The 10272-nt window shown below is 62.4% G+C and carries 11 protein-coding genes; 9 read left to right on the top strand and 2 right to left on the bottom strand.

Features of this window, described 5'->3' with window-relative positions; translation table 11 throughout:
• Together VF497_RS15825 and VF497_RS15820 are read left to right on the top strand one after the other, a co-directional pair.
• Window positions 1-670 (top strand): YcjF family protein (locus tag VF497_RS15825; protein ID WP_330890471.1); only part of this gene is annotated, 670 nt, incomplete at its 5' end.
• Window positions 671-686: 16 nt separating this feature from the next.
• The gene (locus VF497_RS15820) at window positions 687-917 is read left to right on the top strand and encodes a hypothetical protein (RefSeq protein WP_330890469.1); all 231 of its coding nucleotides are present in this window, start codon (window positions 687-689) and stop codon (window positions 915-917) included.
• A gap of 13 nt (window positions 918-930) precedes the next feature.
• Here the strand turns inward: VF497_RS15820 and VF497_RS15815 are convergent, their stop codons facing one another.
• Window positions 931-1158: a glutaredoxin family protein gene (locus VF497_RS15815; protein WP_330890467.1), complete on the bottom strand. Its 228-nt coding sequence runs from the start codon at window positions 1156-1158 to the stop codon at window positions 931-933.
• 56 nt (window positions 1159-1214) lie between these two features.
• Between VF497_RS15815 and VF497_RS15810 the strand changes: the two genes are divergently transcribed.
• Entirely contained in the window at window positions 1215-2597 is a 1383-nt protein-coding gene (locus tag VF497_RS15810; protein WP_330890466.1) for an L-serine ammonia-lyase, read from the top strand.
• On the opposite strand, the gene VF497_RS15805 is transcribed toward VF497_RS15810, so the two are convergent.
• Complete coding sequence (locus tag VF497_RS15805) at window positions 2598-3005, bottom strand: hypothetical protein (RefSeq protein WP_330890464.1); 408 nt, start codon at window positions 3003-3005, stop codon at window positions 2598-2600.
• 104 nt (window positions 3006-3109) lie between these two features.
• Here VF497_RS15805 and VF497_RS15800 point away from each other — a divergent pair, with 104 nt between their 5' ends.
• The 6 genes from VF497_RS15800 to VF497_RS15775 form a co-directional block, all read left to right on the top strand.
• Entirely contained in the window at window positions 3110-5041 is a 1932-nt protein-coding gene (locus tag VF497_RS15800; protein ID WP_330890462.1) for a DNA methyltransferase, read from the top strand.
• Window positions 5038-7983, top strand: coding sequence for a DEAD/DEAH box helicase family protein (locus tag VF497_RS15795; protein WP_330890460.1), 2946 nt, complete (start codon window positions 5038-5040; stop codon window positions 7981-7983). Before VF497_RS15800 ends, VF497_RS15795 begins: the two co-directional genes overlap by 4 nt.
• Before the next feature lie 38 nt (window positions 7984-8021).
• Window positions 8022-8327 carry a type II toxin-antitoxin system HigB family toxin gene (locus VF497_RS15790; protein ID WP_330890458.1) on the top strand — a complete coding sequence of 102 codons (306 nt, stop codon included), beginning with the start codon at window positions 8022-8024 and terminating at the stop codon, window positions 8325-8327.
• Window positions 8324-8719, top strand: a complete 396-nt coding sequence (locus VF497_RS15785) for a transcriptional regulator (RefSeq protein WP_330890456.1) — start codon at window positions 8324-8326, stop codon at window positions 8717-8719. Before VF497_RS15790 ends, VF497_RS15785 begins: the two co-directional genes overlap by 4 nt.
• Window positions 8703-9860, top strand: coding sequence for a glycoside hydrolase family 18 protein (locus VF497_RS15780; protein ID WP_330890454.1), 1158 nt, complete (start codon window positions 8703-8705; stop codon window positions 9858-9860). Before VF497_RS15785 ends, VF497_RS15780 begins: the two co-directional genes overlap by 17 nt.
• A gap of 25 nt (window positions 9861-9885) precedes the next feature.
• Window positions 9886-10272, top strand: a 387-nt coding sequence (locus VF497_RS15775; protein WP_330890452.1) for a DUF4124 domain-containing protein, incomplete at its 3' end; no start/stop codon positions are given.

Raw genomic sequence — 10272 nt, 5'->3', positions numbered from 1 at the left:
TGGCAGCGAAAACGAGACGCGCACCGCGCAGGCAAGCGACGTCGGCGAACTCGACGCACGCGTGCGCGCGATCGCCGAGCGCGAAGGCAAGACGCTGGCCGCGCTCAACGCCGGCCTGTTCGCGGGCGATCTCTCCGACCGCGTCGCGCAACGCGTGGCCGCGGCGCGCAAGGATCTCGCCCAGCGCGTGATCCGCAACTACTGTCTCGCCAAGGGCATCGCCGTCGCGCTCAACCCGGTGCCGGTCGCCGACCTGCTCGCCGCCGCCTCGCTCGACGTCGCGCTCGTGCTGCATTTGGGAAAAGTATACGGAATGCCGCTGACGCGCAGCGAAGCCGGCACACTGATCGCCACGATCACCGGCGCGCTCGCCGCGTTGATGGGCGCGATCTGGGGCGTGCATCTGGTGTCGAGCGCGCTCAAGGGCGTCAGCGCGGGACTGACCACGCTCGTCACCGCCGGCGCGCAGGGCGCGCTGGCCTGGTACGCGACCGAACTGGTCGGCCGCGCCGCGGAAAAATATCTCGTGCAGGGCAAGTCATGGGGCGAAGGCGGGGCCAAGCGCGCGGTCGCCGACATCGTCGCCAGCCTCGATCGCGACTCGATTCTGCGCGAGGCGCGTGCGGCCATCCTCGCGCGGCTGCGCGGGCAGGCGGGCGAACCGCGCTGACGCGGCGTGGCATACTTTGCGCATCATTCCGGTCGGCCCTTCCGGCTGGCAGCTGACGCTGTCCTTCATCGGCAGCATTCCGTATCCGCCGCATGAGGCCACGCCGCTGAGCGGCACGCAGGGGTTTCGCACAGTGACGATCCGCGCCCAGGTGCCGCACGGCGCGCAGCAGGCCGGGTTCGCAGCCGTCCTCCTCGACAGCGGCACAGCCTGGCTCGGCGACGTGAACCTGCGCGTCGTCGATTAAACGTTGCCCCACGTCAGCGCGCGAGGAAACGCATGATCGTCGCCGCGTCGAACGGCCAGCCGATCTCCTCGCCGGAACCCTCGTCGCGCAACACCGGCACGCGCTCGCCGTAGCGCGCCTCGAGTTGCGCATCGTCGTCGACGAATACGCTGTCGAATTCGGGTGCATTCGCCTCGGCCAGCACAGCAAGCGCCAGATCGCACAGGTGACAGTCGTCGCGTTGATAGAGGATCAGTCGCATCGGCGCGGGTTGCATTCGAGGAAGCGTAGAATAGCCGCAAACCTCCGGAGCAATTCATGGCAGTCAGCGTCTTCGACCTGTTCAAGATCGGCGTCGGCCCTTCGTCCTCGCACACGGTCGGGCCGATGCGCGCGGCGGCGCGTTTCTGCACGCGCTGGCTCGAGGAGAAAGGTGACCTCGCGCGTGTCGCGCGCATCCGCGCCGAGGTGTTTGGCTCGCTCGCGCTGACCGGGCGCGGCCACGGCACCGACAAGGCCGTGCTCTGCGGCATCGAGGGCGAATGGCCGGACAAGATCGATCCCGATTCGATTCCCGAGCGCTTGAAGCGCATCCGCGAGACGAAAAAGATTCGCGTGCTCGGTACGCACGAAATCCCGTTCGACGAGAAAACCGATCTCGTCATGAACAAACGCCAGAAGCTGCCCTATCACACCAACGGCATGCGCTTCACCGCGTTCGATGCGAACGGAGAAGTCATTGCGACGCGCGACTACTACTCGGTCGGCGGCGGCTTCGTCGTCAACACCGACGAGGCGGCCGACGACAAGATCGTGCCCGATGCAACGCCGCTGCCCTATCCGTTTTCCTCGGGCGACGAACTGCTGAAACTCTGCGCAGAATCGGGCAAGACGATCGCGCAGGCGATGCTGGCCAACGAAATGGTCTGGCGCAGCGAAGCCGAAGTGCGCGAAGGCCTCTTGGTTATCTGGAGGGCAATGTCGGACTGTGTCGCCCGCGGCATGCGCGAGAAAGGCACGCTGCCGGGCGGACTGAAGGTGCTGCGCCGCGCGCCGACGCTCGCGGCGGAATTGCGCAACCGTCCCGAGGCCGCGCTGCGCGATCCGCTGACGATCCTCGACTGGGTCAATCTCTACGCGCTTGCGGTCAACGAGGAGAACGCCGCGGGCGGTCGCGTCGTCACCGCGCCGACCAACGGCGCCGCCGGCATCATCCCCGCCGTGCTGCACTACTACGAGCGCTTCGCGCCCGGCGCGAACGACGACGGCATCGTCGACTTCCTGCTCACTGCCGGCGCTATCGGCATTCTCTACAAGGAAAACGCCTCGATCTCCGGCGCCGAAGTGGGTTGCCAGGGCGAAGTCGGCGTCGCGTGTTCCATGGCCGCGGGCGGACTCACGGCCGCGCTTGGCGGCAGCATCTACCAGGTCGAGAACGCCGCCGAAATCGGCATGGAACACAACCTCGGCCTCACCTGCGACCCGATCGGCGGCCTCGTGCAGATTCCCTGTATCGAACGCAACGCGATGGGCGCGGTCAAGGCGATCAACGCGCAGCGCATGGCTTTGCGTGGTGACGGCAAGCATCGCGTGAGCCTCGATAAGGTCATCAAGACGATGCGCGACACGGGACGGGACATGCAGGACAAGTACAAGGAGACGTCGCGCGGCGGGCTTGCGGTCAACGTGATCGAGTGCTGATCATTCCCCGCGCAACTTACGAGCGGCCGCCGGCAACGCCAAGGACGCAATCAACTCCTGCACCGTCTTCTGCTCTTTGACCGGCAAAGACAGAAATGCCTCGAACGTCAGCCGATCCGGGCCGCTGACGTGCTCGGGCCAAAGCATGCGCGGCTCTTGCACCCGAAGCGGTTCGGCCTCGCGCAACAAGCTGTAGGCATCCATACCGAGCATCTTCGACAGCCCGTGCATCGCCTCGATCCGGGGTAGATGCTTCGCGTGCAGCCAATGCGAGATCGTCTGCTGCGCAACCGACACTCCGCCTTCCCGTGCCAGCGCCTTTACCAGCGCGACCGGCCGGGAATCGAACTTCTGCCGTTTCAATTCCTCGCGCAGCCGCCGCGCAAAGATCGTTCGATCGTTTCTCATGGCGCAGACCTTACGGCCCGTGCCTACGCCATTTTGCAAGATTTACGTTCACTTTTTTGAGCGTTTTACTTACATTTGTGGTTCGTTCCACCCACCGGACCACCATGGCCAAGTCATTGCTGGAGCAACTGCCGAAAATCGTCGCCGACGGAAAGGCACAGGCCGAGAAGATTCTCGAAGGGCTGGAAAGCCGGCATCGCGTCGGCCTGCAGACGCGTGAATGGGTGCTGCCGTCGAAGGACGCGAACGAGACCGACTGGATCGCCGCGAACGAGCGCGCCGTACAGTTGCGCTCAGGCGACGGCGGCGACTGGCACAACCGGCTGATCTATGGCGACAACCTGCTGGCGATGGCCGCGCTGCTCGCGGGCGACGAGACCACGCCGAGCCTGCGCGGCAAGGTCGATTTGATCTATATCGATCCGCCGTTCGACTCGAAGGCGGACTACCGCACCAAGGTCGCGCTGCCCGGCGTCGAACTCGAACAGCGGCCGACGGTGATCGAGCAGTTTGCTTATTCCGATACTTGGTCGGATGGAACTGCGTCATATCTCGCGATGATCGTGCCGCGGCTGATCTTGATGCGCGAGCTACTCGCGGATTCTGGATCGCTCTATGTGCATCTCGATTGGCACGTAGGTCATTACGTCAAAGTTGTATTGGATGAGGTTTTTGGGAAGAAATCCTTCCGAAACGAACTCATTTGGTACTACTACAACAAGATGCCGGATACGAGGAATAAAGTGTTTCCTCGTTCGCATGACGTCATTTATTGGTACGCAAAGAACCAAAAGTCTGACTACTTCTTCGAGCATCAAGAGGAACGGCGCGAAAAGTCAGTACGACAGCTCGTCCGCAAAAAGGTAGACGGACGAATGGTCAATGCGCGTGATGAAAACGGCAATGTTCAATATGTTGAGAGGGATGCGAGAACGGTCGATTCAGTCTGGCGCATATCTATGCTTCAGCCAGCCGACAACACAGAAAACACTGGCTACTATACGCAGAAGCCTGAGTCCCTGATCGGGCGAATTATCAATGCAACCACTCGGTCCGGTGATTTGGTCGCAGACTTCAACGGCGGCTCCGGCACTACTGCCGCCGTCGCGGAAAAACTCGGCCGCCGCTGGATCACATCCGACCTTGGCAAACCCGCCTGCATGATCATGCGCAAGCGCCTGATCGACCTCGGCGCGAAACCGTTCCTCTATCAGGCGATCGGCGACTATCAGGTCGAAACCGCAAAGAGTCACTTCGGCCGCAGCATGCGTATCGGCGACCTGTCGGCCATCGTGCTGTCGCTATACGGCGCGCAACCGCTGGATCCGGACGATAATCCGCTGCGCAATCTCGGCAAGGTGATCTTCGGCGGCAAAAAGACGCTCGTGCTCGTCGATTCGCCAAGCAAGCTGACCGGCGCGGCGACGCTCAAACGCGCGATCGCACAGCGCGACAACCTGCTCGGCGGCTGGGATCGCGTCGTCGTGCTCGGCTGGAATTTCGAGCCTGGCATCGGCGAAAGCATCTCGCACTTGAAGGACGACCGGCTCGAAGTGCTGGTGATCCCGCCCGACTTGCTCGATCGGCTCAAGAAGAAAGGCGGTATCGAGAAGCTGCGCGGGCAAGTGCGCTTCGCAAGCCTGCAATACCTCACGGTAAAACCGGCACGACGCGAACGCGCGGGCGATGGCGAGCGGCTCGTCGTCGAACTTGCGAACTATGTGCTGCTCTCGCCGGAAGCGATCAATTTCGATGAAGAAAACCGCAGGAAACTGCACAAGGTAATGAATGCCGAACCGCTGGCGCTGATCGAATACTGGGCGGTCGACCCCGACTACGACGGCAAGGTGTTCCGCTCGGTCTGGCAGGACTATCGCGGCAATACGGACAACGACGGCGATCCTCTGCGCGTGGTCGCAACGGCGGATTTCAGCGTGCCGCGCAAAGCCGGTGCGCGCCGCATCTGCGTACGCGCGGTCGACGTGTTCGGCTTTGAGGCCGAGTCGGTGCAAGAAGCGGTGGAGCTGGGCACATGACCCGCGGCGCCGACGATCAACTCGCGCTCGCGAAGGCGCTGACTCGCCGCGCGGAGCAGCTTTACATCGGCCTCGAACACGGCGATGCCGAAATCCTCGATCTGGTCACGCCGGCCACGGCGGACCTGCTGCGCTGGTGGTTCGGCGAAGACGCCTGCCAGTCGCGCCGGCTCAATTTCCACGCCGGCCAGCGACAGGCGATTCTCAACACGATCGTCGCGCATGAGGTACTCGACAGCCCCGACCTCGCCGACTTGTACAAGCAGATTTGCGCGGACGCGCTACTCGAAAACGACCACCTAGCCGAAGTGATACAGAGCAAGCACGCGCATCCGAAGTATTGCCTGAAGATGGCGACCGGCACGGGCAAGACGTGGGTGCTGCAGGCGCTTTTGATCTGGCAGTTTCTCAACAAATCGGCGGCACTCGACGACGGGCGCGACGATGCGCATTTCACCCGACGCTTTCTAATCGTCGCGCCGGGCCTGATCGTGTACGAGCGCCTTCTCGATGCGTTCCTCGGCAAGCAGCGCGAGGATGGCACACGCGACTTCGCCACTTCGGATATCGCCACTTGCGCCGACTTGTTCGTGCCGCCGGCTGAACGCGATCGCGTCGAACAATTCGTGCGCGGCAACGTCTGCGCCAAATCCGAGATCGGCCTCAAGGCGACCGGAAACGGCATGATCGCCATCACTAACTGGCATCTGTTGACCGAGGCCGAAGAGGAACAGGAGGCCGACGAGGAAGCCGAACGATTCGACGCGCCGGCGGCCCCGGCCGACGCGCATATCGTCGCCGCGCAAGTGTTGCCGCTTGCGCCCGGCAAGGCGAGCGGCAATGCGCTCGACGTACTCGACCGGCGTTGGCAGCGCGGCAATGTACTCGCGTTTCTCTCCGAGCAGCCCGACCTGCTCGTGTTAAACGACGAGGCGCATCACATCCACGACTTGAAGAAAGCCGGCGAGGAAACCGAAGTAGAGTGGCAGAAGAGCCTGTCGCGCATCGCCGCCGGCAAGGGCCGACGCTTTGTGCAGATCGATTTTTCGGCAACGCCATACAACCAGATCGGCAGCGGCAAGAAACAGAAGCGCGCGTACTTCCCGCATATCGTCGTCGATTTCGACCTGAAGTCAGCGATGCGCGCGGGGCTGGTGAAATCGCTGGTGCTCGACAAGCGCAAGGAAATCGGCGCGCTTCCGCTGGAATTCAAGGCCGAGCGCAACGAGAACGACGACGCCGTTTCCCTGTCCGAAGGACAGCGCGTGATGCTGCGCGCCGGATTGAAGAAACTGCGCAAGCTGGAAGGCGACTTTGCCCTGCTCGACCCCGAGCGACATCCCAAGATGCTCGTGGTCTGCGAAGACACGACCGTGTCGCCGTTGGTCGCGCGCTTCCTGCTCGATGAAGGCTTGAGCGAGGACGACGTGTTGACCGTCGATTCCGGCAAGAAGGCGGAACTCGGCGAGAAGGATTGGGCGCCGGTGCGACAACGCCTTTTCAACGTCGATCGACATGCGCAGCCGCGCGTCATCATCAGCGTATTGATGCTGCGCGAAGGTTTCGACGTCAACAATATCTGCGTGATCGTGCCATTGCGGTCATCGCAAGCGTCGATCCTGCTCGAACAAACAATCGGCCGCGGCCTGCGTCTGATGTGGCGCGACGCGGAATATGTTGATATCAAGCGCGAAAATCGCGAGCGTATCAATCGCCGTGAGGAGCCTGGATCGCTGATCGATATCCTTTCCATTGTCGAGCATCCCGCATTTCAGCATTTCTACGACGAAATGGTCGAGGCAGGCCTCGTCGGCAGTATGGGCGAGGATGACGACGAAACGAGCAGCAACGGCGACTTGATCGCTGCGGAATTGCGCGAGGATTACCAGCGCTACGATTTTGCGATTCCGTTCATTCTGCAGGAAGCCGACGAAAGTACTGAGCATCAGCTGATCGATATCAATGCGTTGCCGCCATTCAACGGAATGAGCCGCGGCGAACTTGCTGCCCTGCTCGGCAAAGGCGACACGTTCACTTCGCACGATTTGCAGAGCAGCACGATGTTCGGCGATTACCGCGTCGACGGTGAGGTGATGAACGTCAGCGGTTACAACGAGTTTCTGTCACGGTTGACCCGACGCATCGGACAATCGTTGAACCACCCGCTGCCACGCAACGGCCGCGAAGCGAAACCCTATTTGCAACTCAACACCGCTGCCCTTGCGGCTGCGCTCGATGATTACGTGCGCGAGCGCCTGTTTGGCGAATTGTTCGAGCCTTTCGCAGACGAGAACTGGCGTCTGTTGCTTCTACAACCCGTCGTCGATCACATCGTCAAGGTTTTCGGATTGGCGTTGTTGCGCTCGGAAAATCAAATTTCCACCGGAAAAACAGAAGCCCGCCACCGGCATTTGTCGGAAGTGACGAAACTGATGGTGCGCGAAAGCGCCTCTATCGAAGCACGCAAGTGCATCTACGAGCGATTGTCCTTCCCTTCCCGCAGCGGCGGGTTGGAACGGGCATTCATCGAATGGGCGGACGCCGATGCATCTATCCACGCATTCTGCAAGATCAGCGAGAACCGCCACGACTTCATGCGCCTGCGCTATGTGAAGGAAGACGGCATTTCCGGCTACTACATTCCCGATTTCGTCGCACGAACCAGCGATACGCTATATCTGGTGGAAACCAAGGCGCAGCAGCAGGTCAGCCATCCCAATGTGCAGCGCAAACTGAAAGCCGCATCGACCTGGTGCGAACGAATCAATGCGCTGCCGATAGCGGAACGCGACGGGCTGACTTGGCACTACGCGCTCGTCGGCGAATCGCAGTTCCACGAATGGCGACAGAAGAACGCGCGTCTTTCCGAACTACTCGACTACGCACGCGTGCGCACAATCACGAGAGCGCAGGCGCAAGGCACGCTTGCGTTGCCTGAGTGATTCTTGACAAAGTCCCAAATTGGGACTAATTTCCACCCATGCGACTGATCGCCCTGAAGTCCTTGCGTGAGTTCTGGGCGCGGCATCCGCAGGCGGAACAACCGCTGCGCGCGTGGGCCGACGAAGTCAGGCAGGCACGGTGGAAGCGCCCTGCCGATATCAAGGCGCAGTTCGCCAGCGCCAGCATCCTGAAAAGCCGGCGTGTGGTGTTCAACATCAAGGGCAACGACTACCGCGTGGTGACGGCAGTCGCGTACCGGTTCCAGGCGGTGTACGTGAAGTTCGTCGGCACACACGCCGAATACGACGAGATCGATGCCGACGAAGTGGAATCCCGATCATGAGCAAGCGCCATACTTTGAATCCGATCCGCACCGAAGCGGATTACGAAGCCGCCTTGGCACAAGCCGGGCGTTATTTCGATGCCGAGCCCGATCCCGACAGCGCGGAAGGCGCGCATTTCGATGCGCTGATCACGTTGATCGAGGCGTGGGAAGCCAAGCATCATCCGGTGCTTCCGGCCGATCCGATCGAGGCAATCAAGTTCCGCATGGAGCAGGCGGGGTTGACGGCGCGCGACTTGACCGCGGCGATCGGCGGCGTGAATCGCGTGTATGAGGTGCTCAATCGCAAGCGCGGCCTGAGCCTCGCCATGATCCGCAAATTGCACGACGAATTCGGGATGCCGCTGAACGCGCTGGTCGGGGTCAAAGCCACGCATGCGCGTGTCGCTTGAGAACGTCATCGACAACGTCATGCTGAAGTTCTCAAGCTGGATTCTTGTCGCAGCGCTACTGGTTTTCGCGGCGACGGCGCACGCACGACCACGCATCGTCGGCTACGTCGGCGTACGCAATGCGAGCGACACCTGGGACGCCGGCAAGGTTGACACGCTGATTTTCGCTTTCGCTCACGTAGCCGATGGCGAAGTCACGCTCGCCGATGCCGCAAAGCCGCGTCTGCAGAACATCCTCGCACTGAAGGTGGGTCATCCGCGATTGCGCGTGACGATCTCGGTCGGCGGTTGGAGCGCGGGCGGATTTTCCGAGGCAGCCGCGACGGCGGAAGGCCGGCAGCGTTTCGCGCGCAGCGCGGTGGCGATGGTTCGCGCGCAGCATGCCGACGGGCTCGATGTAGACTGGGAATATCCCGGCCACCATGAAAGTGGCATCGCATCGAGCGAGAACGACCGCGGCAATTTCACCGCGCTGCTCGCCGCGGCTCGCACGGCGCTGGACGCGGCTTCCGCGCGCGATGGCCGCCGCGGCGCGGATCGCTACACGCTCAGCATCGCCGTGGCCGATGCGGAGTTCGTCGATCACATCGACATCGCCGCCGTCGACAAGCAGATCGACTCGTTCAACCTGATGACCTACGACTTCGTCAACGGTCTGACCCCGACGACCGGGCACCATAGCGGTTTGCATGCGTCTGCGCTGACGCCGCCGACGGCGCGCACGGCCGATCGCGCCGTGCAGCAGTTTCTCGCCGCCGGCGTTGCTCCGGGCAAGCTGGTCCTTGGCGCCGCGTTCTACGGGCGCGAATTCGCCGATGTCGAGCCGGCCCACGACGGCCTTTACCAGCGCTACGGGCGTTTCGTCGCCTATCGCGGCTGGAAGAAGCTCGAGTCCGACTTCATCGACAGGAACGGCTACCGGCGGCACTGGGACACAGTAGCGCAGGCGCCGTTCCTGTGGAACGAAAAGACCAGGCATTTCATCAGCTACGAAGATGCGCAGTCGCTGAAAGCGAAGACCGCGTTCGTCCGGTCGAATGAATTGGGTGGCATCATGTACTGGGAGCAGGACGAAGACCCGAAAGGCGAGTTGCTCGACGTGCTGTGGAACGGGCTGCATGAGGCGCCCGCGCGGCCGTAGCCCAGGTTTTCTGGCGGAGTCGGAAGTGCAGACGAAACGCGCATCAAATCTGTTCCGGACGATATCGGCACTCGCTCTCGCCGGCGTTGCCGTGGCCGCACAGGCCAAGCACATGTACCAGTACACCGATGCGCAGGGCATCGTGCATTTCACCGACGTGAAGCCGCCGGACAATACGCCGGGAGTGAAGTCCACGCTCGTGCACACGGATGCGCAGCCGCTGCTGCGCTCGCGCGAGGACGGCACGGACGAGGATCGCACGATCGTCTTCGTCAACAGCACGGGCGGGCCGATCACGGTCGAGATCGACGTCAACGACGCGAAGAACGTACGCACCGAACCCGAGGTGCTGCCGGCGCGCGTGGTGCTGCCCGGGCGCAGCGAGACGCGCGCGCTGCACATCGTCGCGACC

This window comes from Rudaea sp., assembly GCF_036383415.1.
Taxonomy (GTDB): Bacteria; Pseudomonadota; Gammaproteobacteria; order Xanthomonadales; family Rhodanobacteraceae; genus Rudaea.
The sequence above is the reverse complement of the archived record's forward strand: the minus strand, read 5'-3'. Positions and strand labels throughout refer to the sequence as shown.

Excerpts from the sequence above, each read along its gene's own strand:
- VF497_RS15815 (WP_330890467.1), bottom strand. The coding sequence starts at position 1,158 with ATGCGACTGATCCTCTATCAACGCGACGACTGTCACCTGTGCGATCTG.
- VF497_RS15810 (WP_330890466.1), top strand. The coding sequence starts at position 1,215 with ATGGCAGTCAGCGTCTTCGACCTGTTCAAGATCGGCGTCGGCCCTTCG.
- VF497_RS15805 (WP_330890464.1), bottom strand. The coding sequence starts at position 3,005 with ATGAGAAACGATCGAACGATCTTTGCGCGGCGGCTGCGCGAGGAATTG.
- VF497_RS15800 (WP_330890462.1), top strand. The coding sequence starts at position 3,110 with ATGGCCAAGTCATTGCTGGAGCAACTGCCGAAAATCGTCGCCGACGGA.
- VF497_RS15795 (WP_330890460.1), top strand. The coding sequence starts at position 5,038 with ATGACCCGCGGCGCCGACGATCAACTCGCGCTCGCGAAGGCGCTGACT.
- VF497_RS15790 (WP_330890458.1), top strand. The coding sequence starts at position 8,022 with ATGCGACTGATCGCCCTGAAGTCCTTGCGTGAGTTCTGGGCGCGGCAT.
- VF497_RS15785 (WP_330890456.1), top strand. The coding sequence starts at position 8,324 with ATGAGCAAGCGCCATACTTTGAATCCGATCCGCACCGAAGCGGATTAC.
- VF497_RS15780 (WP_330890454.1), top strand. The coding sequence starts at position 8,703 with ATGCGCGTGTCGCTTGAGAACGTCATCGACAACGTCATGCTGAAGTTC.